The organism is uncultured Microbacterium sp., assembly GCF_947489255.1.
Classification (GTDB): Bacteria; Actinomycetota; Actinomycetes; order Actinomycetales; family Microbacteriaceae; genus Microbacterium; species Microbacterium phycohabitans.
The window spans coordinates 706,065-727,094 of sequence record NZ_CANLCY010000001.1; the positions used below are offsets into that span (position 1 = coordinate 706,065).

The 21,030-nt window shown below is 71.0% G+C and carries 26 protein-coding genes and 1 tRNA gene; 14 read left to right on the forward strand and 13 right to left on the reverse strand.

Annotation, left to right across the window (positions count from 1 at the left end; all coding sequences use genetic code 11):
- Positions 1–6 precede the first annotated feature (6 nt).
- The 3 genes from Q0818_RS03370 (at position 7) to Q0818_RS03380 (ending at position 3,809) form a co-directional block, all read left to right on the forward strand.
- Positions 7–528 (forward strand): DUF3817 domain-containing protein, encoded by a 522-nt coding sequence (locus Q0818_RS03370; RefSeq protein WP_298871381.1) that lies wholly within the window; start codon positions 7–9, stop codon positions 526–528.
- Positions 525–2,105 (forward strand): glutamine-hydrolyzing GMP synthase, encoded by a 1,581-nt coding sequence (gene guaA, locus Q0818_RS03375; protein ID WP_298871384.1) that lies wholly within the window; start codon positions 525–527, stop codon positions 2,103–2,105. The genes Q0818_RS03370 and guaA overlap by 4 nt, the downstream gene beginning before the upstream one ends.
- 336 nt (positions 2,106–2,441) lie before the next feature.
- Entirely contained in the window at positions 2,442–3,809 is a 1,368-nt protein-coding gene (locus tag Q0818_RS03380; RefSeq protein WP_298871387.1) for a glycosyltransferase, read from the forward strand.
- A 2-nt stretch (positions 3,810–3,811) separates the two neighbouring features.
- Here Q0818_RS03380 and Q0818_RS03385 read toward each other — a convergent pair whose 3' ends face one another.
- Positions 3,812–4,525, reverse strand: a complete 714-nt coding sequence (locus Q0818_RS03385; RefSeq protein WP_298871390.1) for an MBL fold metallo-hydrolase — start codon at positions 4,523–4,525, stop codon at positions 3,812–3,814.
- A gap of 70 nt (positions 4,526–4,595) precedes the next feature.
- Here Q0818_RS03385 and Q0818_RS03390 point away from each other — a divergent pair, with 70 nt between their 5' ends.
- Positions 4,596–5,153, forward strand: coding sequence for a TetR/AcrR family transcriptional regulator (locus Q0818_RS03390; protein ID WP_298871393.1), 558 nt, complete (start codon positions 4,596–4,598; stop codon positions 5,151–5,153).
- On the opposite strand, the gene ligD is transcribed toward Q0818_RS03390, so the two are convergent.
- A complete protein-coding gene (gene ligD / locus Q0818_RS03395) occupies positions 5,120–6,349 on the reverse strand; it encodes a non-homologous end-joining DNA ligase (RefSeq protein WP_298871396.1) in 1,230 nt (409 codons plus the stop codon). The two genes, Q0818_RS03390 and ligD, sit on opposite strands and share 34 nt — an antisense overlap.
- Before the next feature lie 316 nt (positions 6,350–6,665).
- Complete coding sequence (locus Q0818_RS03400) at positions 6,666–7,538, reverse strand: Bax inhibitor-1/YccA family protein (RefSeq protein WP_298871399.1); 873 nt, start codon at positions 7,536–7,538, stop codon at positions 6,666–6,668.
- 142 nt (positions 7,539–7,680) lie between these two features.
- Here Q0818_RS03400 and Q0818_RS03405 point away from each other — a divergent pair, with 142 nt between their 5' ends.
- Positions 7,681–8,673 (forward strand): glycerophosphodiester phosphodiesterase family protein, encoded by a 993-nt coding sequence (locus tag Q0818_RS03405; RefSeq protein ID WP_298871401.1) that lies wholly within the window; start codon positions 7,681–7,683, stop codon positions 8,671–8,673.
- Positions 8,674–8,833: 160 nt separating this feature from the next.
- Positions 8,834–9,763 (forward strand): FAD-dependent oxidoreductase, encoded by a 930-nt coding sequence (locus Q0818_RS03410; protein ID WP_298871404.1) that lies wholly within the window; start codon positions 8,834–8,836, stop codon positions 9,761–9,763.
- Between the two features lie 97 nt (positions 9,764–9,860).
- Here Q0818_RS03410 and Q0818_RS03415 read toward each other — a convergent pair whose 3' ends face one another.
- Complete coding sequence (locus Q0818_RS03415) at positions 9,861–10,070, reverse strand: hypothetical protein (RefSeq protein ID WP_298871406.1); 210 nt, start codon at positions 10,068–10,070, stop codon at positions 9,861–9,863.
- 140 nt (positions 10,071–10,210) lie between these two features.
- Complete coding sequence (locus Q0818_RS03420; protein ID WP_298871408.1) at positions 10,211–11,176, reverse strand: GTP-binding protein; 966 nt, start codon at positions 11,174–11,176, stop codon at positions 10,211–10,213.
- Between the two features lie 107 nt (positions 11,177–11,283).
- Between Q0818_RS03420 and ykgO the strand changes: the two genes are divergently transcribed.
- The 4 genes from ykgO to Q0818_RS03440 all read left to right on the forward strand — a co-directional run bounded on the left by ykgO (position 11,284) and on the right by Q0818_RS03440 (position 12,303).
- Positions 11,284–11,406, forward strand: a complete 123-nt coding sequence (ykgO, locus tag Q0818_RS03425; RefSeq protein WP_298871410.1) for a type B 50S ribosomal protein L36 — start codon at positions 11,284–11,286, stop codon at positions 11,404–11,406.
- A gap of 39 nt (positions 11,407–11,445) precedes the next feature.
- On the forward strand, positions 11,446–11,610 hold the full coding sequence (locus Q0818_RS03430; RefSeq protein ID WP_298871413.1) for a hypothetical protein: 165 nt from the start codon (positions 11,446–11,448) through the stop codon (positions 11,608–11,610).
- Positions 11,611–11,701: 91 nt separating this feature from the next.
- Entirely contained in the window at positions 11,702–12,010 is a 309-nt protein-coding gene (locus Q0818_RS03435) for a metalloregulator ArsR/SmtB family transcription factor (protein WP_298871417.1), read from the forward strand.
- Positions 12,007–12,303 carry a hypothetical protein gene (locus Q0818_RS03440; RefSeq protein ID WP_298871420.1) on the forward strand — a complete coding sequence of 99 codons (297 nt, stop codon included), beginning with the start codon at positions 12,007–12,009 and terminating at the stop codon, positions 12,301–12,303. The genes Q0818_RS03435 and Q0818_RS03440 overlap by 4 nt, the downstream gene beginning before the upstream one ends.
- Positions 12,304–12,394: 91 nt before the next feature.
- Here Q0818_RS03440 and Q0818_RS03445 read toward each other — a convergent pair whose 3' ends face one another.
- The 7 genes from Q0818_RS03445 to Q0818_RS03475 all read right to left on the reverse strand — a co-directional run bounded on the left by Q0818_RS03445 (position 12,395) and on the right by Q0818_RS03475 (position 15,910).
- Complete coding sequence (locus tag Q0818_RS03445; RefSeq protein ID WP_298871422.1) at positions 12,395–12,619, reverse strand: RNA-binding S4 domain-containing protein; 225 nt, start codon at positions 12,617–12,619, stop codon at positions 12,395–12,397.
- A 153-nt stretch (positions 12,620–12,772) separates the two neighbouring features.
- Entirely contained in the window at positions 12,773–12,982 is a 210-nt protein-coding gene (locus tag Q0818_RS03450) for a hypothetical protein (RefSeq protein ID WP_298871425.1), read from the reverse strand.
- 179 nt (positions 12,983–13,161) lie between these two features.
- Positions 13,162–13,632 (reverse strand): helix-turn-helix domain-containing protein, encoded by a 471-nt coding sequence (locus Q0818_RS03455; RefSeq protein WP_298871428.1) that lies wholly within the window; start codon positions 13,630–13,632, stop codon positions 13,162–13,164.
- 116 nt (positions 13,633–13,748) lie between these two features.
- A tRNA-Met gene (locus tag Q0818_RS03460) sits at positions 13,749–13,824 on the reverse strand.
- A gap of 81 nt (positions 13,825–13,905) precedes the next feature.
- Positions 13,906–14,556 (reverse strand): GntR family transcriptional regulator, encoded by a 651-nt coding sequence (locus Q0818_RS03465; RefSeq protein WP_298871431.1) that lies wholly within the window; start codon positions 14,554–14,556, stop codon positions 13,906–13,908.
- Positions 14,537–15,442, reverse strand: a complete 906-nt coding sequence (locus Q0818_RS03470) for an EamA family transporter (protein WP_298871433.1) — start codon at positions 15,440–15,442, stop codon at positions 14,537–14,539. The genes Q0818_RS03465 and Q0818_RS03470 overlap by 20 nt, the downstream gene beginning before the upstream one ends.
- 30 nt (positions 15,443–15,472) lie before the next feature.
- Positions 15,473–15,910 carry a MarR family transcriptional regulator gene (locus Q0818_RS03475; RefSeq protein ID WP_298871436.1) on the reverse strand — a complete coding sequence of 146 codons (438 nt, stop codon included), beginning with the start codon at positions 15,908–15,910 and terminating at the stop codon, positions 15,473–15,475.
- A 57-nt stretch (positions 15,911–15,967) separates the two neighbouring features.
- On the opposite strand from Q0818_RS03475, the gene Q0818_RS03480 reads away from it, so the two are divergent.
- The gene (locus Q0818_RS03480; RefSeq protein ID WP_298871439.1) at positions 15,968–16,336 is read left to right on the forward strand and encodes a VOC family protein; all 369 of its coding nucleotides are present in this window, start codon (positions 15,968–15,970) and stop codon (positions 16,334–16,336) included.
- A 102-nt stretch (positions 16,337–16,438) separates the two neighbouring features.
- Entirely contained in the window at positions 16,439–17,425 is a 987-nt protein-coding gene (locus Q0818_RS03485) for a hypothetical protein (RefSeq protein WP_298871442.1), read from the forward strand.
- Here Q0818_RS03485 and Q0818_RS03490 read toward each other — a convergent pair.
- Entirely contained in the window at positions 17,407–17,814 is a 408-nt protein-coding gene (locus Q0818_RS03490) for a YccF domain-containing protein (RefSeq protein ID WP_298871444.1), read from the reverse strand. The genes Q0818_RS03485 and Q0818_RS03490 overlap by 19 nt on opposite strands.
- Before the next feature lie 135 nt (positions 17,815–17,949).
- Between Q0818_RS03490 and Q0818_RS03495 the strand changes: the two genes are divergently transcribed.
- Together Q0818_RS03495 and Q0818_RS03500 are read left to right on the forward strand one after the other, a co-directional pair.
- On the forward strand, positions 17,950–18,426 hold the full coding sequence (locus tag Q0818_RS03495; protein WP_298871447.1) for a general stress protein: 477 nt from the start codon (positions 17,950–17,952) through the stop codon (positions 18,424–18,426).
- Between the two features lie 49 nt (positions 18,427–18,475).
- The gene (locus Q0818_RS03500) at positions 18,476–20,908 is read left to right on the forward strand and encodes an ATP-dependent helicase (protein WP_298871450.1); all 2,433 of its coding nucleotides are present in this window, start codon (positions 18,476–18,478) and stop codon (positions 20,906–20,908) included.
- The last annotated feature ends 122 nt before the right edge of the window (positions 20,909–21,030 follow it).

The window sequence follows — 21,030 nt, forward strand, 5'->3', positions numbered from 1 at the left end:
GCATCCATGCCCCGCGCCCCGAAGCTCGCCTCGTTCCCGGCGATCCGCGGAGCCCTGAAGTTCTACCAGATCTGCTCGGTCATCACCGGTGTCGGCCTGCTGCTGCTGGTCGCCGAGATGATCCTGAAGTACACGCCCCTTCACGTGGAGCTGTTCCTCGGTGGATCCGGTGGCTTCCTGTGGTTCGCGGATGCCGTCCCCGGCCCCGACTGCCAGTGGTTCTCGCTGTTCGTGCCCGGCGGCAGCGGCTGCGAGATCCTCTCCACGGGCGACGGCGTGAACGTGTCGCTCGCGATCCTCGTTGCGCACGGCTGGTTCTACGTCGTCTACCTCTTCTCGTGCTTCCGTGTGTGGAGCCTGATGCGGTGGCCGTTCCGTCGGTTCGTCTTCCTCGCCCTCGGTGGCGTGGTGCCGTTCCTCTCCTTCATCCTCGAGGTGCGCACCGCCCGCGGCGTGCGCGCCTACCTCGCCGAGCGCGAGGCCGACCCGGCCTCCGCTCCCGTCTCCGCCCCGGAGGGCACCCGGTGACCGAACAGACCGAAACGTCCCAGCGTCCCGTCCTCGTCGTCGACTTCGGCGCCCAGTACGCGCAGCTGATCGCCCGCCGCGTCCGCGAGGCCGGCGTCTACAGCGAGATCGTGCCGCACACCGCCTCGGCGCAGGAGATCGCGGCCAAGAACCCCGTCGGCATCATCCTGTCGGGCGGTCCGTCGTCGGTGTACGAAGACGGGGCTCCGAGCCTCGACCTCGACGTGTTCGACCTCGACGTGCCCACGCTCGGCATCTGCTACGGCTTCCAGGTCATGGCGAAGGCGCTCGGCGGTGAGGTGGCGAACACGGGTCTGCGCGAGTACGGCGCGACCGACGCCACCGTGGTCACCGAAGGGACGCTGCTGCAGGGCCAGCCCGCCGAGCAGAACGTCTGGATGAGCCACGGCGACCAGGTCTCGCGCGCTCCCGAGGGCTTCGAGGTGCTCGCCCGCACCGCCCACACGCCCGTCGCCGCCTTCGCGAACGACACCCGCCGCATGTACGGCGTGCAGTGGCATCCCGAGGTCAAGCACTCCGACCACGGCCAGAACGTGCTCGAGAACTTCCTGCACAAGGCCGCTGGCCTACCCGCCGACTGGAACAGCGGCAACGTCATCGCCGAGCAGGTCGCGCGCATCCGCGAGCAGGTCGGCACCGGCCGCGTGATCTCGGCCCTCTCGGGCGGCGTCGACTCCGCCGTGTCGACGGCGCTCGTGCACGAAGCCGTCGGCGACCAGCTCATCGCCGTGTTCGTCGACCACGGACTGCTCCGCAAGGGCGAGCGCGAGCAGGTCGAGAACGACTACGTCGCCTCCACCGGCGTGAAGCTCATCACCGTCGACGCGCGCGAGACGTTCCTGAACGCCCTCGCCGGTGTCAGCGACCCCGAGCAGAAGCGCAAGATCATCGGCCGCGAATTCATCCGCGCGTTCGAGAAGGTGCAGTCCGACCTCGTCGCCGAGGCCAAGGCCGAGGGCGAGCAGGTGCGGTTCCTCGTGCAGGGCACGCTCTACCCCGACGTCGTCGAATCGGGTGGGGGCGCCGGCACGGCGAACATCAAGAGCCACCACAACGTCGGCGGCCTCCCCGAAGACCTGCAGTTCGAGCTCGTCGAACCGCTGCGCACCCTCTTCAAAGACGAGGTGCGCGCGATCGGCCGCGAGCTCGGCCTGCCCGAAGCGATCGTCGGCCGTCAGCCCTTTCCGGGGCCCGGTCTTGGCATCCGCATCGTGGGCGAGGTCACCGCTGACCGTCTCGAGATCCTGCGTGAGGCCGACGCCATCGCGCGCGCCGAGCTGACCAAGGCCGGTCTCGACGACGAGATCTGGCAGTGCCCCGTCGTACTGCTCGCCGACGTGCGCTCGGTGGGCGTGCAGGGCGACGGCCGCACCTACGGCCACCCCATCGTGCTGCGGCCGGTGTCGTCGGAGGACGCCATGACGGCGGACTGGACGCGCCTGCCCTACGACGTGCTGTCGAAGATCTCCAACCGCATCACCAACGAGGTGCGCGACGTGAACCGCGTCGTGCTCGACGTGACGTCGAAGCCGCCGGGGACGATCGAATGGGAGTGAGCCGGGCTGTCGGTCGCGACGAACGTCGCTGCTGACTCCCGGCTACGTGACACGCCCTCCTGAGTCGAGAGCGGGCCCCTACCCCGATCGACTCAGGAGGGCGTGTCACTTCGCCTCTCGTTCGCTGCGGCGTGCACGCTCCGCCGGTCCGACCGGGAGGTGTTGGCGCGGGGCCCTGCCCCGATCGACTCGGTTGACGTGGATTGGGGCGTCATTCTCGCCTTGGGGCGTCATCTTCGCGCCCCGAACGACGGATCGCGCCCCAAACCCGGGACGTGCGCGCGCGGGGAGTGCGGGCAGCGGGAGTGCCGTCGCTGGTGGGGGAGGATGGGGGGCGTGAGTGACGCCGAGTTCCCCGACGCCTGGTACCTCATCCTGTCGAGCAGGCTCATCCCCGACCTCGACGGGGGGTACACGATCTCCACCCTCGCCCGCGCGCGTCAGATGGCGGATGCCGGAGCGCCACCGCTCCTGCTGACCGTCGACCCCGGAACCGCCGACGCCCACGCCGCGCACCGCCGGACGTTCGTCGAGCGGGGGGCCGTGTCGGCATCCGGGGTCTTCCGCAACCTCTTCGACGAGGCGGGCGCCCCCGACGGGGGAGCGGCGGGGTGGCTGCGCGAGGCGGCGCACGAGGGGGAGGCCGACCCGGCGCTCGAGTACCGCGACGTCGCCGGCGGCGCGGTCTCGCTGCCGAACGTGATCGACCCCGACTGGCACCTGAGCACGGCGCCGATCGTGATCCGGGATGCCGCGGGCGATCCCGTCGGAGTGATCGACGGGTTCGGAGCCCTGTACCGCGCATGGCTCACGCACCTCGCAGCACAGTTGCGTGCGGAGACTCCGCGTCCCGTCGTGATCATCTGCGAGTCGCGTCAGCTCGGGGAACTCGTCGTCGGGTGGGGCGACGACGACGTGCGGATCGTTCACACGGTTCACACGATCCATCTCGAGGCCCCCTACCGCCCCGACTCCGCCCTGAACGCGCTCTGGACGCGCTGGTTCGAGATCGCCCCGCGCTTCGACGCGGTGCTGTGGCCGACCGCGCAGCAGCGCGACGACGTGCGCGAACGCTTCGGCGCCGCAGCGCACGACCTCGTCGCCCCGCACGCCGTCCGCGCCCCGGCGGCGGTCGTGCCCGTGACGCAGCGCGACCCGGACCTGGTCGTGGTGCTGGGGCGGCTGGCTCCGGGCAAACGTCTTCCCGCGGCCGTCCGCGCGTTCGCGCGCGTCGTCTCGGAGGTGCCGACCGCGCGCCTCGAGCTCTGGGGGGCCGGGGCGCAACGGAGTGAGCTCGAGTCCCTCATCGCCGAGCGGGAGTTGACACACGCCGTCTCGCTCCCGGGCCTCACGAACGATCCCGGGGCCGTGCTCGACCACGCGGCGGTCTACCTCACGACCTCGGCGTTCGAGGGGCAGGGCCTCGCCCTCGCCGAAGCGCTCGCGCACGGGACCCCCGTGGTGGCCTACGACATCCGTTACGGTCCGCGCGACATGCTGGCCGCGGGTGGCGGCATCCTGGTTCCCGACGACGATGAGGACGCTCTCGTTACAGCCCTCGTGCGGGTGCTGACGGATGCCGAGACGCGCGAGCGCCTGTCGACGGAGGCGGTGAGCGCGGCGGCGACCCTCAGTCCCGCGCGGGCGATGCAGACGCTGGCCGCCGCGTGCGGCGAGGTGCTCTCGCGCCCGCGCCGCCGCTGAGGTCAGGCGCGCGCGGCTCCGCGGACGGCGCTCACGGCGGCTGCGGGGGAGCCGCGGAACGCCGGTCCGTGGCCGGGGAGGACCCAGTCGGCATCCAGGTCGGCGATGCGCGCGAGCGAGGCGAGTGCCTCGGCGGGGTCGTCCGTGAAGGGGGCGGGGCCGGGTCCGGTGCGGCCGGTGAGCACGTGTCGGGTCGTCAGGGCATCGCCGACGAATACGGCGCGGACCGCGGGGGAGAAGAGCGCGATGCTCCCCGGCGAGTGCCCCGGCATCGCCACGACGCGCGGCGCTCCGGGCAGGTCGAGCGTCGTATCCTCGTCGAGGCGGACCACCTCGGTCAGCCACTGCGGCCGCATCCCCTTGCGGATGCCGAACGCGGCGAAGCGCAGCAGTGGACCGAGTCGCATCGGCCCCACCGCGGTCTTCGGCTTGTCGCCGCCCTGTGCGCGGTCGGCGTCGGCCGAGTGGACGAAGACGGGGATGCCGTGGTCTCGGCGCAGGCGCTCCGCGAAGCCGACGTGGTCGCTGTCGCCGTGGGTGAGCACGACGCCTCTGATGTCGTCGATCCGGCGGCCGATGGCATCCAGTTCGCGCTCGAGGTCGGCGTACATGCCGGGGAGGCCGGCGTCGACGAGCGTGAGGCCCTCGGGCGCGACGATGAGGTACGCGGCGACGATGTCGTTGCCGATGCGGTGCAGTGCGGGGCTGAGTTCCATGGGCCTTCTCCTGACGATAGCTACGAGTGTTAGCTATGATAGCTTATTAGCGTAGCCATGAGGAGGGGTCGTGCCGACACCGGAGAGAACGTCCATCGAGCAGATCGTCGACGCGGCGACCCGTCTGCTCGAACAGGGGGGTTCCGCGGCGGTGACGATGCAGGCCGTCGCGACCGCGGTCGGCGTGCGCGCCCCATCGCTCTACAAGCGCGTGCGCGATCGCGAGGCCCTGCTGGGGCTCGTCGGGGAGGCCGCCGCCATCGATCTCACGGACCGCCTGGAGGCGGCATCCGGTCGGCTCGACGAGGCGCTCCTCGCCTTCCGTCGCTTCGGACGCGAGCGGCCCGAGGCGTTCCGGCTGCTGTTCGCGAGCATCGTGGATGCCGATCGGCTCGCCGCGACCAGCGCGCCGGTGCTGCGCGCCACCGAGGCCGTGGTGGGCCCGGAGCACGCGCTCGACGCCGCTCGGCTGCTGACGGCGTGGGCGACGGGGTTCGTCACGATGGAGCTCGCCGGAGCCTTCCGCCTCGGCGGCGATCTCGACGAGGCCTACCGCTACGGCATGGCCCACCTGGTGGGTTCCCTGGAGAGGGCTCAGGAGCCCGAGCGGCCGGCCCAGGGGTCGTAGTCGGCGATCAGCTGCTCCTGCGCCGGGCGCTCGGCATCCGGGACGTGCTGCAGGTTCACGCGCACGCGGTACCAGAGCGAACTCGAGCCGCGCATCCCGTCGACCAGCACGTCCGCCGGGTGCAGAGCGGCGCCGGCCTCGGGATGCCGTGCCTTCCAGGTCTCGAGGGCGTCGAGCGCCTCGGGCTTGGTCTTGGTGCGCGCGACCTCGATGAGCGGCATCGTCGATGCCCGGCGGCCCGAGCCGTCGGAGCCGCGGGGAGGCTTCTCGGCGGGTCCGAGCGCCTTCGCCAGAGCCAGGAGGGCGTCGAGGGAGCCGGCCGCGTCGTCGATTCCGGCGTGCGGGTCGCCGATGGCGGCGAAGCGTTCGGGCACGGTGAGGACGGTGAACTCCTCGGGGCGTCGGCTCCGGACCTCGTCCCACGTGAGGGGAGCGGAGACCCGGGCGTCGGGCAGGGGACGGATCGAGTACGCCGAGGCGACGGTGCGGTCCTTGGCGTTCTGGTTGAAGTCGACGAAGACGCTCTCGCCGCGCTCCTCCTTCCACCAGCGGGCGGTCGCCAGCCCCGGTGCGCGGTTCTCGACCTCGCGCGCGAGGGTCTCGGCCGCCAGGCGGACGTCGGCGTACTCCCACTCGGGGCGGATGCGCACGAGGATGTGCAGTCCGCGCGAGCCCGAGGTCTTCGGCCAGCCCACGAGACCGTGATCGTGCAGCACCTCGCGCGCGATGAACGCGACGTCGACGATCTGCGCCCAGTCGACTCCCGGCATGGGGTCGAGGTCGACGCGGAGCTCGTCGGGGTGGTCGAGGTCTTCCGCGCGGATCGGGTGCGGATTGAGGTCGAGACAGCCGAGGTTGACGACCCACGCCAGGCCCGCGGCATCCCGGATGACGGTTTCCTCCGCCGAGGTGCCGGAGGCGTAGTGAAGGGTCGCGGTGTCGATGAACGCGGGATGGTTCTCGGGGACGCGCTTCTGGAAGAACGGTTCCTGATCGAGGCCCTTCGAGAAGCGCTTCAGAACCATGGGTCGTCCGCCCGCTCCCCGCAGTGCCCCTTCCGCGACGGAGAGGTAGTACCGCACGAGGTCGAGTTTCGTCAGACCGGGCTCGGGAAACACGACGCGGTCCGGGCTGGTGACGCGCACCTCGTGTCCGTCGACGTCGAGGATCTCGGCCGGGGTCTTGGCGGGGCTCATGCCGCGAGGCTAGCCCCGCGGCATCCGGGAGCAAGACCCCTTGCGACGGGTGTCCCGGGTGAGCACGGGCGGTGCGGTGGAGGCGAACACTCGCCGGGGGGAGGGGCGACGGGATGCCGCGGGGTCGCGACGCGAGTGTCCACGACACCCGGATGAGTTCGCGCAACGTCCGGGTGTTGTGGACACTCGTTCGGGAGGCCGGGAGGCCGGGAGGCCGGGAGGCCGGGAGGCCGGAGCCGGCGGAACCGTGGATGCCGAGCCGGGAACGACGAAGGGCCGCCCCGAAACGGGACGGCCCTCCAGAGGAATCAGTGCGTCAGTTGTTGCCGCGCACGATCGCGATGAGGCGCAGGATCTCGACATAGAGCCACACGACGGTGACCATGATGCCGAAGGCGCCGACCCAGCCGTAGACCCGGGCGGCGCCGTTGCGGACGCCGCGCTGGATCTGGTCGAAGTCGAGCACCAGCGAGTACGCGGCCATGATGACCACGAACACGCCGACGATCAAGCCCAGCGGGATGCCGAGGATCTTGACCTCGCTCAGCAGACCGAACGCACCGCCGGCGATCGGGACGTTGAACAGCATGAGGCCGAGGTTGACCAGGCTGAACACGAGGTAGCCGACCATCGCGATCATGAAGATCTTGGTGGCACGGGCCGACGCGCGGATCTTGCCGCTCGCGAAGAGGGCGAGGGTCACACCGACCACCGAGAGGGTGCCGAGCGTCGCCTGCAGGACGATGCCCGGGAAGATGAACTCGAAGAACGCCGAGATTCCGCCGACGAACAGGCCCTCGAACGCCGCGTAGGCGACGAAGACGGGGACGGAGGGCTTCTTCTTGAACGTCGCGACCATGGCCAGCACGAAACCGACGAGGCCACCGACGATCATCGGAGCGGCGCTCGGGTTCGGGTTGGCGGCGCTGACGCCGGCCATCGACCAGATCCAGCCGACGACGGCGGTCACGACGAGGATGCCGAAGAGCGCCAGGGTCTTCATGACGGTGTCTTCGACCGTCATGCGGCCGGTGTCGACGGCGCTCGCCGACGGAGCGGCGTAGGCGCCTTCGATCGAGGCGGCGGCGGCGGGGTCGACGGCCGGGGGCGGGCTGTAGCGCGTCTGAGCGCCACCGGCTCGAGGGTCCTGGAACGCCGGGTTGTTGAATGCCGGGTTGTTGAGGGCCACGGGAACTCACACTCCAAAGATGGTGATCACAGCACCGTGCTGTCAGACAACACTAGCCGAGGGGGCCGCGAGAATCCTTGTGATGACTGGGATTCTGCTTTGAGCGGACCCCTTGTTCACCCGCCCTCGCTACCGTGACGGGGTGCCTGTCGTGATCGGTCATCGCGGTGCCCCCGGATACCTCCCGGAGCACTCCCGCTCCTCCTACCTGCGGGCGATCGCGGCGGGAGTGGATGCCGTCGAACCCGACGTGGTCCCCTCGAGGGACGGCGTGCTCGTGGTGCGGCACGAGAACGAGATCTCCGGGACCACCGACGTCGCGGCCCGCCCCGAATTCGCCGTCCGCCGCACGTCGAAGGTCGTCGACGGAGAGCGGCTGACCGGCTGGTTCGCCGAGGACTTCACGTGGGCGGAGCTGCAGACCCTCCGCTGCCGTGAACGGATCCCCGCGATCCGACCGACGAGCGCCGCGCACGACGGCAGCGATCCGGTGCTGCGCCTGCGCGAGGTCCTCGACCTCGCGCGGGAGGGTGGCGTCGGCGTCGTCCTCGAGGTCAAACACGCCGCGGCCTTCTCCCGCCTCGGGTTCGACATGGCCGAGCTCGTCGCGAGCGAGCTGCGCGAGAGCGGATGGGCGGATGCCGGTGACGCGCTGGTCATCGAGTCGTTCGAGCCCCTCGTGCTGGCGCGGCTGCGGGAGCGCGGCATCCGGGTTCCGCTCGTGCAGCTGATCGAGTCGGACGGGGCCCCGTGGGACCTGCGCGAATGCGACGGTTCCGACGCCGCGACCTACGCCTCGATGCTGACGGGGTCGGGGCTCGACGCGCTCGCCGACGCCGTCGAGGGGATCAGCCCCGACAAGAGGCTCGTGCTCGCGCCCGACCGGTGGGGGAGGGCCACGGGTCCGGCCCGTCTGGTCGGCGAGGCGCAGGAGCGCGGGCTGCGGGTGTTCACCTGGACCTGCCGCCCCGAGAACGCGTTCCTCCTCCCCGCGTATCGCCGCGGGGGCGGGAAGGCCGCCTTCGGCGACTACCGCGGGGAGTGGACCCTGCTGCGCGACGCGGGTCTCGATGGCGTGTTCGTCGACCATCCCGACCTGGGCGTGGAGTTCTTCGGCACCGTGCAGAACCCCTGATTTCCGGGCGTGGTCCGACGAGGGCGCCACGTCGTGACGCGGGTGGGACCGCGGCCGGGCCCGTTCCTCCGGAGTTCTGCTCGCTTGCGTCGCCCGAAGGCCGGGAGGTGCGGCGCGCAACCCCGCCGACCGGTCGGCGGCGTCGCGCGAGGATGACGTCATGACGGTAGACGTGACGGTGGTCGGCGGCGGCATCTCGGGGCTCGCGTGCGCGCGGGCGGTGCAGGATGCCGGGCGGTCGGTGCGCGTGCTCGATCGCGGTCGACGCGTGGGCGGGCGCCTCTCGAGCCGCACGATCGACGGTCGTGCGGTCGACCTCGGTGCCTCGTACTTCGTCGTCGGCGAGGCGGAGGGCTTCGCCCACGTCGTGGCCGACTGGGAGGAGCGGGAGCTGGCGCGCCCCTGGACCGACACGTTCCAGGTGATCCAGCCCGACGGCTCGCAGACCCCCAAGCCCGGGCCCATGCGGTGGGCCGCTCCGCTCGGACTGCGCTCGCTCGCTCTCGATCTCGCCGAGGGACTCGACGTCGAGACGGAACGCGTCGTCGGGAGCGTCGGACCCTTCCGCGTCGATGGAGACGAGGCCGGCGAGGTGGTGCTGGCGATGCCCGCGCCGCAGGCCGCGCGCCTGACCGGAGAGGCACCCGGCGGGGAGCAGGAGTGGGAGCCCGTGATCGCCGTGGTGCTGCGCTGGGACGAACGGCGGTGGGATGCCGACCTGCACGGCGCGTTCGCCGCCGACGACGCCGACGTGTCGTTCCTCGCCGACGACGGAGACCGTCGCGGCGACGGTGCCCCCGTGCTCGTGGTGCACACGACGGCGGCTCGCGCGCGCCGGCACCTCGACGACCCCGATGCGGCGATCGCCCCCGTGGTGGCCGCCACCAAGCGTCTGTTGCGGATCGACGACGACCCCGTCGCCACGCGCGCCCACCGGTGGACCTTCGCCCGCCCGGCCGAGGCGACGGGGCGCCCGTTCTTCCGTTCGCCCGGGCTGTCGGCCTGCGGTGACGCGTGGGGCGAGAGCGCAGCGGTGCGCACCGCATGGACCTCGGGCGATGCCCTCGGGCGGGCGCTCGCGGCATCCTGAGGTCGCGGCCCGGCGCGGTCTTTTCGGCATGAAGGGACACCGCGAGGCGCGGCGACGTGGTCACCGCGCCTCGAGGGTCGTCTTCGGAGGGAACGCGTCAGGCGTGGCCCTCGGCGGCGGGGAAGCCGGGGTCGTCGGCGGGGGCGGAGTCGCCCTCGACGGCGTCACCGGTGCGGTCGTCGAGGTGAACGTGCTCTTCGGCCTCGGCGGCGTCTTCGCGGACCTCGTCGGTGACGGCATCCGTGGGGGCCGCGGAGTCGGCGTGGGCGTCGTCGGAGTGACGGGTGGGGATGTCAGGAGTGCTCATGTGCTCCACGGTGCTCCTCGGCGTCGCGACGGCGTACCGGCTTGACACGACGCGCTGCGGGCGACGTGGGGTGACGATGACGATCGGCCCCGGAGCCGATGCGCCCGAGCGCGCCGCCCCGGGGGAGCGGGGCTGTCGCTCTACTCACCGGCATCCCGGATCGACGGTTGCGCGGCCGGCCAGGCCGGGAGGGGGTCGTCGAACGTCGCCCAGGTCGAGGGGCCCGCAGCCAATTCGTCGTCGGTGAGCGCGGCCTGATCGAGCACGTGCGCCAGACGCGGCGCCGACATGTCGAGGCCCGTGAAGACGATCTCCTGGCCGAGGCCCATGCGACCGTCGTCGGTGCCGAGCGGTTCGATCCACATGGCCGAGCCGACGTGTTCCCACCGCGCCAGGATGCCCGGACGCGACGCGAGACGGCAGAACCCCGCCGAGCGGACGAGACGACCGGCGGCCCCCTCGTCGAGCCGGTCGAGCGCCGCCGAGAGCCGCTCCGGGTGGAAGGGGCGCACCTGCTCGTACGCGAGCGTGGCGACGCGGTTGTCGCGCATGTACGGGTCGTGCGCCCCGTTGAGGGCGCGCACCCAGCCGGCGCGCTCGAGCAGCTCGCCCTCGTGGGTGGCCGGCGAGCGGAGGTCGCTCAGCGGATCGCGGGACAAGCGCACGACGGCGCTCGGATTCAGGTGCGAGGCCAAGGCCATCTGCACCGCGAGGGCGGGCGTGGGGACCTGCTCCCAGTTGATCCAGACGATCCGCGTCGCCAGCTCCAGGGCCAGCGCGGCCTGCCGGGCGCGCGCTCCCACGTCGCCGCGGGTGTCGCCGGGCTTCGCGGATGCCACCAGCGCGGCCTCGTCGAGAAGGTCGCCGATCATGTGGCGGGCGTCGACGAGGCACACCGCTTCGACATCGGCGCCACCGCGCGTGACGATCGCGTGGATCAGGTCGACGTCGGTGCCGAGATCGACGACCGGATGCTCGTCCGAGGCGCGGGGCCGCGGTGCCGGCAGGGCGTGGGCGGAGCGCAGGTCGGCGAAGCGCAGCAGGTGGAGGGGACGCTCCAGGGCGACCGCGGTGCGCTCGGCGTAGGCGCGACGTTCCGGGCGCACACGCCCATGATGGCGATCGTGCGGGGCATGGCATCCACCTCTCGGTTGTCTCGGCTCACGGGACACTCTAGCCTGCTATTGAGAACGGTTATCAAAAGGAGGATGCCATGAAGGTCCGTGCATCGATGAAGTCCCTGAAGAAGCAGCCCGGCGCGCAGGTCGTGCGCCGCCGGGGGCGCGTGTTCGTGATCAACAAGCTCAATCCGCGATTCAAGGGGCGACAGGGGTGAGCCGGGGCCCCGCCGCCGCGCGTTCGTAGACTCGGCCGCATGGAGGCGGCGGGGTGGGTCATCGGCATCGCGATCGGGCTGGCGCTCGCCTGGCAGGCCGCGGAGATCGGGCGCGCGGCGTGGCGGCGGCGAGAAGCGAAGAAGATCGAGGATGCCGCCGCGCTCGGGTGGACGCGTTCGCTGCGTCCGCATGACGACGACTGACTCGGCGCTCGGCGCGATAACGCGAACGAGAACCGTTCCCGTTTGGGTGCACATATTGCAATGCGTTTATGTATCTGGTTGTGTCGGAGACGTGGACGCGATCGAGGGACTCGACGAGGCCGCTGAACTGTTCAAGGTGCTCGGCAGCGAGTCGCGCCTGGCGCTCGTCTGGTTGTTGAACACCGAGCAGCTCACGGTCGGCGCACTGGCCGCGAAGGCCGGTCTTTCGCAACCGCTGGTGTCTCAGCATCTGCGCACCCTGCGCCAGGCCGGCCTGGTGACCTCGGAGCGCGATGGCAAGGAGATCCGTTACGTCCTCGCCGACCAGCACGTCGCTCACGTCGTGCTCGATGCGATCGCCCACGTCACCGAACCGACCACCCAGGGGAACGAACAATGAGCACTGCCGACACCCACGCCGAGCACAGCGTCGAAGAGCACGCGCACGGCGACGACTGCGGCCACCAGAAGATCGAGCACGCCGACCACGTCGACTACGTGCACGGCACTCACCACCACGCGCTGCACGGCGATCACTACGACGAGCACGAGTCGAAGGCGGAGCACTCGCTCGAGGAGCACCGTCACGGCGACGACTGCGGCCACGAGAAGGTCGAGCACGACGACCACGCCGACTACGTGCACGACGGCCACCGTCACGCGCTGCACAGCGACCACTACGACGAGCACTGAGCTCGGTCGGCATCCGCGCGTCACGAGCGCGAGGCGCCGATGAGAGGCCCGTCTTCCCGGTCAGGGGAGGCGGGCCTCCGCCGTTGCGGCGTCAGGCCTGCACGCGGAAAGCCCGACCCTCGAACGCGATCACGTCGCCGACCTGCAGCTGACGCCCGCGGCGGCGCTCGATCTCGCCGTTGACCTGCACGTAGCCGTCGATGATCGCCTCCTTGACGTCTCCGCCCGAGTCGAGGACGCCCGCGAACTTCAGGAACGGGCCGAGGCGGATCATCTCGCTGCCGATGGAGACGTCCTGAGGTGCGGGGGATGCCATGTGTCCAGCATGGCAGGTGGAGATGCGAGGGTGGCGGCTCGAGATCGCGGTATCCGGAGAAGGAGTCTCGTCCGGTCGCGCCGCGCGCGGACCGTGCTTGGGGGAATGTGGACGCCCGCCCGGGTCGTCAGCGGATCAGAGGGACTTGCGTGGTCAGAGGGCTGATCGCCAACGGGCGAGGTGTGGAGGCAGATCGATGGTGAGGGTCGCCCAGAAGAGGGTGTCGTCCATGGCCCGGTAGCCACCGTGAGAGGCGATGTTCCGCATCGTGCGGATCGCGTTCGCCACATCGCTGGGCACCCCGCTCAGAAACGGCGCGAACTCCTCCACCTCGAAGAGAGCTGCAGAGCGGATGATCACCATCGACCCCGAAGCGTACGCCGGGGAGTTCCGTGTAAAGGCTTCTCGCCCGCCTGTCGTGGCGTGTTCGAGGAAAGTCTCGATCGCATCGAGACTCTCCGCGAAGTTCGCGCGAGCGGTGTCGGAGGGCGACGCATCGGTGCGGGGTGCGCGGCTGAACCGCCGCGGCCCCTCTGGCGCCGTCACAACGGCACCGTGACCGTCTCGTCGAGGAACGCGGGTCGGCCCTCGCCGTCGATGACGACATCCACGGGGAAGCCCGTGAGCGACTGCACGTCGTTCTGGAATCGTGCGATGTCGAAATAGCTTCGGCCGGGGGCGAGCTTCGCCACGAGATCGATGTCGGACGTGAAGTGGTCGGATCCGCGGGCCGCCGAGCCGAAGACGCGGATGTCGGCCACGCCCGATCGAGCGCCGGCGGCGACGATCTCCGCCGCATGCTCTTCGAGGGCGATGCTGGGGCGGTAATCGGCCGCGCGCAGGAGGCGTTCCAGCACCTCGGCGCTCACGGCCCGACGGCCGGCCTCGATGGCGGCGACGTGCGGCTGGCTCATGCCGGCGGATCGAGCGAGGTCGGCTTGCGACATTCCGCTGTCGAGGCGCGCGACCTTCACGAGTACTGCAGCGTTCTCAGGGTCGAACCGAGCGGCCACGGGTATACCTCCGTGGTATACGGTATCGGCTCAGGCGTGTCCCGTCGAGAGAACGACGCGCGGAGGGGGTCGAGCCGACCCTGGCCGGCGGGTCCGCAGGGGCGGGGCGCGAGACGTGGACGCGACGGCGGGAGTCGAACCCGCCACGCCTTCGGTTATGAGCCGAGGCCCGGGACCGCCCGGATCGCCGCGATGTGCCCCCACGCTAACCCGCACCGCCGGCACGGCGAAGGGTCGTTGCGGAGCGTGACGAGAGGTGTCGCCGTGTGTCGCTCAGCCCCGGCGCCGACCGTCGAGGATCGCCCGCGTCGAGTGCTCGAGGTGCGCGCGCACGGCGTGCTCGGGGTCTCGCAGCGCCTCGGTCACGTAGGCGCGATGCTCCTCGGTGAGGGCGCCGGGCGCGTACGCGGGGCGCACGTGCGTCAGCAGCAAATGCATCTCGGAGTCGAGGCGGCGGTACTCCTCGGCGATCCGCGGGCTGCCGGCGGCCTCGACGAGAGCGAGGTGCACGCGCGCGTGCGCGGCGAGCGTCGCGGTCCAGTCGCCCGACGCCTCGGCCGCCTCCAAGGCGTCGAGTGCCGAGTCGACACCGGGAGGATGGATGCCGCGGTCGCGGACGATCCGCAGAGCCTCGGTCTCGAGCGCGCACCGCAGCTGCTGCAGCGCGACGAGCGCATCGTCGTCGAGCGACGACACCCGCACGCCGCGGTAGGGCTCGGCGGTGGCGAGTCGCTCGGCGGTGAGGCGCGCGAGCGCGGTCCGCGCCGTGTGGCGCGAGACGCCGTAGACGGCGCTGAGATCCTCCTCGCGCAGGGGCGTGCCGGGGGCGAGATCTCCCGACAGGATGCCGGCGCGCACGGCGTCGGCGACGACATCGGTCGTGCGGGGGCCCGGTGCGGGGGCGTCAGGCGCGAGCCGTGGCATCCGGGACCTCCTGACGTCGGCGAGCGGGGGCGGAGACCACGGCGAGACCCACGGCGATCAGCGCCAGGCCGAGGGCGCTGACCGGTGTCAGCTGTTCGTGCAGCACGAGAAGGCCGAGGAGAGTGGCCGCGAGAGGCTCGGCGAGGGTGAGCGTCGACACCGTCACCGCGCTGAGGCGCGCGAGTCCCCACCCGAAGAGGAGGTAGGCGATCGCGGTGGTGACGACGCCGAGCCAGAGCGCGAGCGCGAGGCCGTCGGGGGTGAGCAACCAGCCCGTGCCCGCGAAGAGCAGGACCGGGACGCTCGCGACCGCGGCCACGCCGAACACGGTTCCCATCACGCGCGTGGAGTCCCACCCCCTCTCGATCAGCGCCTTGCCGCACACCGTGTAGAGGGCGTACGACATTCCGGCGCCCACCGAGCCGAGCAGTCCGCCGGGGGCGAGGGCGACGGCGCCGCCGGTCACCCCCGACACCAGCACCACTCCCGCGAGGGCTATGGCGGTGGCGAGCATCCAGCGCGGGGAGGGGGCGCGGCGCAGGCGCACGGCATCCACGATCCCCGTCGCGATCGGCGCCGAGCCGAGAGCGACGACCGTGCCGATGGCGACGCCGTTCTCGCGCGTGCCGAGGAAGAACAGCGGCTGATACGCCAGGACACCGATCGCGCCGACCGCGATGAGCGCGGCCGTCGATGCGCGCGTCCCCGTCGCGGGGCGGGACGGGGACCGGCGCGCGAGGGCGATGAGACCCAGGATGCCGCCGCCGAGCACGATGCGCGCCGCGCCGACCGCGATGGGCGAGGCGTCGACTCCGGCGAGGGCTTGCGCGGTGCCCGTGGTGGAGAAGCACAGCGCGGCGGCGAGGATCGCGAACGCGGGAAGCATGGATGGATTGTTACACAATCCATCCCGCGATCACGACCGGAGGGCCGCCACCATCGAGCGCAAAGCCTGGAGGGCCGCTTCCTGCTCGACATCAGTCATCCCGCTCAGCATGCGGCGCTCGACGTCGCGGACCGCCGCGCTCGCCGCGCCCAACGCGCGATGGCCTTTCTCCGTCAGGCGTGTCGGCAAGGCCTTCCCGACGGTCGGCGTGTCGGCTCGCTCGACGATCCCCTCGCTCTCGAGCGCCTGCAGGAGCACGTTCATCGACTGGCGCGTGACGAAGGCCCCGCGCGCGAGGTCGGAATTCGACAGGCCGGGTCGCTGCGCGAGCAGTTCGAGGCAGGAGTAGTGCGTGATCGTCATCCCGAGGGGGCGCAGCACGTCTTCCATGGCTACGCGCAGGGCGCTCGCCGCCTCTTTGAGCAGGTAACCGAGGGAGGTGTCGAGGTGGATCCGCTCTTGCGCCATGTCAGTATTCTGACATACAGTGAGTGTCAGATAACTGACATAGACCAAGGAGCTGACATGCCCGTCACCGGACCCGACTTCATTTCCCTGCAGGTGCGCGACCTCGCCGCCTCCCACGCCTTCTACGAGCGCTACCTCGGTCTCGAGCGTTCGCCCGCGGGCCCGCCCCACGCCGTCGTGTTCACGACCGCGCCGATCGCCTTCGCGCTGCGCGACCTCGCGCCGGGGACCGACCTCAGCGGCGTCTCGCAGCCCGGGGTCGGCGTCGCGCTGTGGCTGCACGCCACCGACGTGCAGGCGATCCACGACGCGCTCCTCGCCGGCGGCCACCGCATCGTGATGGATCCGATCGACGGCCCCTTCGGTCGCACCTTCACCTTCGCCGACCCCGACGGCTACCACGTCACCCTTCACGATCGCGGCTGAGCGGCATCCCGGGGTGTCCCGCGGGCGGGGCCCGCCCGGCACGGCGCTCGAGCCCCGGTCGCCCCGAGCGGACGTCCAGCCTGCGCCGGGTAACGTTGGCGCATGGCGACGACGGCGGGGCGAGGCATCCTGGCCCTGGGCGTCGCCGGCATCCTCCTCGCCTTCGGCGCCGTGATCGCCGTGCTGGTGGATCCCTTCGCGCGCGTGCCCATGATGGTCGACTCGACGACCGAGTGGCTTGCGCGCGCGCTTCTCGCTCTCGGCGTCGCGTGGCTCGTGATCGGCATGCTCGCGGCCCGCACGAGCCTGGTCCGACGGCCCGGAGCCGCCGCCGCCCGCGCGACGTGGATCGCTTCGACGCGCCCGTGGCGCGCGCGCGAGTCGAGCCTGGGCGTGCTGCCGCTGGATCGCTGGCTCATGATCCTCGTACCCGGTGGGCTGCTCGTGACCACGCGCATCGTGCAGACCCCGCGTGACGGACTGCTCGGCGTCGCCATCGCGATCCTCGGGTGGCTGCTGTTCGCCACGGCTGTGCGACTGCTGCTCGGCCGCCGGTCGCCCTGGCCGATCATCGCGGCGGTCGGGGGAGCGCTGGTGTTGCGCTGCGTCGTCGCGCTCCTCGCGGTGGCCCTGTCGGGTCCCGACGGCGTGTGGCCGTCGCTCTGGGCGGTGCCGGCCGTGCGCGTCCTCTACCTGATGGTGGCCTTCGCCCTCGTGGCCTGGGTCTTCGTCGCCGCGGGCTGGTCGCTCGCTCCGCAGCTCGGTCGCCCCCGCGCAGCGGGCATCACCCTCGCCGGCATGGGGATCGGCTACGCGCTGCCGGCGGCCACCGTCGCCTTCGCGGGCGCGGGTGACGCCCTCCGTTCGTGGAACGAGCAGATCGGCATCCTGCCCTGGGATCTCGCCCGCCTGACCGGGATGCGCGACGGCGCCTTCCCCGTGGAACTCGTGAGCGTCACGGCCGTGATCGGCGCGATCGCCACGATCGTCGGCATCCTGCTCGCTCTGCCGCGTCGCATCTTCGAACGCCGCGCACGCCGAGGCTCAGCCGCCGAGGGGCGCCCGGGCGGTCAGCGGCCCAGCGTCTGATCGAAGGGTCCGCCGCGGCGGATGTCGCGCACCTCTTTGCCGAGCGGGAAGAGCGAGACCGGCACGAGCTTGAAGTTGGCGATGCCGAGCGGGATGCCGATGATCGTCACGCACAGCAGGAGCCCCGTCACGATGTGCTCGAGCGCGAGCCACCAGCCCGCGAGCACGACCCATACGAGGTTGCCGAGGAACGACCCGACGCCCGCCGTCGGCTTCGCCACGATCTCGCGACCGAAGGGCCAGAGGGCGTAGAGACCGATGCGGAAAGCGGCGATGCCCCACGGAATCGTGACGATCAGGATGCAGAGCACGATCCCCGCGGCGAGGTAGCTGAGGAAGAGCCAGAAGCCCGAGAGCACCAGCCAGAGGACGTTGAGGATCAGGCGCATGCCCCCATTGTGTCGATCGAGGGTGTGAGCGCGCGGGGTTTGACAGCGACTAACCCCGGCTCGGCCGCCGCGCAACCGCCCTCGCACCGTCACCCGGCGGGGCTAGCGTGAGGGTCCCGAGGGAAGGAATCCACCATGTCCGACGTCACCCGTGCCACCCCCGAACGCCGCGTCCTGTCGAGCTTCAGCGACTACACGGGGGCTCAGGCCGCCGTCGATCGCCTCTCCGACGCCGGGTTCCCCGTCGAGCACACCGCCATCGTCGGGCACGGCGTGCGGATCGTCGAGCAGGTCACGGGTCGCATGACCCGGGGCCGGGCAGCGCTGCTCGGCGCCGCATCGGGCGCATGGTTCGGCCTGATGATCGGGGTGCTGATCGGTCTGCTGAGCGTGGGCGGGTTCCTCGGGTTCGTCCTGCTGGGCCTCGTGCTCGGCGCCGTCTGGGGCGCGGTCTTCGGCTTCGCCGGGCACGCCTTCACGGGCGGTCGCCGTGACTTCTCGTCGGTGCAGGGCTTCGAGGCCGAGCGCTGGGACGTGACGGTGGATGCCGAGCACTTCTCGCGCGCGCAGTCGCTGCTGTCGTCGGGAGCCGCCGGCGAGGCGCGCGCGTAACGTCGTCGCGGGGCCGATGTCGGAGGCCCCGCCTAGACTTGGACGCGCCATGACCGACGCCTCCACGCCCCTCATCGTCGGCGGTTCCGCACCGTCGGCCGCCCGACCCGACGCCGACCTGCTCGAGGGGCTGAACGGCCCGCAGCGGGAGGCCGTCACCTACCGGGGTCAGGCGCTGCTCATCGTCGCGGGCGCCGGATCGGGCAAGACGAGCGTGCTCACCCGCCGCATCGCCTCTCTGCTGCGCACGCGCGAGGCGTACCCGAGCCAGATCCTCGCGATCACCTTCACCAACAAGGCCGCCGGCGAGATGCGCGAGCGCGTCCACCAGCTCATCGGGCAGAAGGCCGACGGCATGTGGATCTCGACGTTCCACTCGGCGTGCGTGCGCATCCTCCGTCGTGAGGCCGAGCAATTCGGCTTCACCAAGTCGTTCACCATCTACGACTCCGGCGACTCGCGTGCGCTCATCAAGCGCCTCGTGAAAGAGCACGAGGGCGACTCGTTCGGTCTCACCCCCGCGGGCACGCAGAGCCGCATCTCGAAGCTCAAGAACGAACTGGCGGACGCCGAGTCGTACGCCCGCTCCGCCAACATGAGCGACCCCGCCGAGCGGGTGTTCGTCGAGATCTTCGGCTCGTACCAGCGCGAGCTGCAGCGGGCCAACGCGTTCGACTTCGACGACCTGATCGCGCAGACGGTCTACCTCTTCCGCGCGTTTCCGCAGGTCGCCGACCGCTATCGCAAGCGGTTCCGGCACATCCTCGTCGACGAGTACCAAGACACCAACCACGCGCAGTACGCCCTCATCCACGAGCTGACGCGAGCGCCCGGATCCGATGCCGAGCCGTTCTCCTCCGGCGGCATGATGATCTTCGACGCCGAGCCCGCCGGCGACGATGCCGCGTCGCTCACCGTCGTCGGTGACTCCGACCAGTCGATCTACGCGTTCCGCGGCGCCGACATCCGCAACATCAGCGAGTTCGAGCGCGATTACCCGGGCGCCAAGGTGGTGCTGCTCGAGCAGAACTACCGCTCGACGCAGAACATCCTGTCGGCGGCCAACGCGGTCATCGCGAACAACTTCGACCGCAAAGACAAGAAGCTGTGGACCGACGTCGGTGCGGGCGATCCCATCATCGGCTTCACCGGCTACTCGCAGCACGACGAGGCGCAGTTCGTCGCCGACGAGATCGAGGCGCTGCACAAGAAGGGCGTCGATTACTCGGGCGTCGCTGTCTTCTACCGCACCAACTCGCAGTCCCGTGCGCTGGAAGAGATCTTCATCCGCTCCGCGGTGCCCTACAAGATCATGGGCGGCACCAAGTTCTACGAGCGCGCCGAGATCAAAGACGCCCTCGCCTACCTCGTCGCCGTCGCCAACCCCGCCGACTCGATGGCCCTCCGTCGCATCCTGAACCGCCCGCGTCGCGGCATCGGCGATGTCACCGAGACGGCCATCGCGCGCTACGCCGCCGAGCACGACATCACCTTCCGCGACGCGCTCGCCAACTCCGCCCAGCTCGGCGTCGGCCCCAAGCTGCAGAAGGCCATCGACCAGCTCGACGCGGTGCTCACCGAGGCCACGGCGGTCATGCTCCCGGCATCCGGAGAGCTCGCCCCCTCCACCTCGGTCACCGAGGGGCTCACGCTGCTGCTCAACAAGAGCGGCTACTTCGACGCCCTGCGCGCGAGTAAAGACCCGCAAGACGAAGCGCGCCTCGAGAACCTCGACGAGCTCATCGCGGTGACGCGCGAGTTCGCCCGCAACAATCCCGAGGGCACGATCATCGACTTCCTCACCGAGGTGACCCTGGTGGCGGATGCCGACGACCTCGACGACGCGTCGGGCTCGGTGTCGCTCATGACCCTGCACACCGCGAAGGGACTCGAGTACGACGCGGTGTTCCTCACCGGCGTCGAAGAAGACCTGTTGCCGCACCGCATCTCGGCCAACGAGCCGGGCGGGCCGCAGGAGGAGAGGCGCCTGTTCTACGTCGGCATCACGCGCGCGCGAAAGCGCCTGCACGTATCCCTCGCGATGACCCGCGCTCAGTTCGGCGAGGTCACCGTCGCCATGCCGAGCCGCTTCCTGCAGGAGATCCCCGCCGACCTCATCGACTGGCGACAGTCGCCGGGCGACGTCAACGGGCGTGGGGGATCCCAGTCGCGCGCGCTCAACGCGCGCGGACGCCGGCCCGGCCAGCCCGGGGGCGGCAACCGCTACGGCGACGACCTCGTTCCGCTGCCCAAGCGCGCGCCGGCCGATCCCAGCAAGTTCCCCAACCGCATCCCGGCCAAGGTGCGCGACAACGGCGACATGGTCCTGGCCGCGGGCGATCGCATCCGGCACGACGACTTCGGCGAGGGCCGCGTGGATGCCGTGACCGGCGAGGGCGCGAAGCGCGTCGCGCACGTGCGCTTCGACACCGTGGGGCCGAAGAAGCTGCTGGTGAAGATCGCGCCGATCGCGAAGCTGTAGCCGCCGCGACGGAGCGCGCGCATCGCGCCGGGCGCTGAATATTCGGTTTGGGGCGCGATTCTCGGTTCGGGGCGGGAAATACGCGCCCCGAACGAAAAATCGCGCCCCGAACCGCTGGGGAT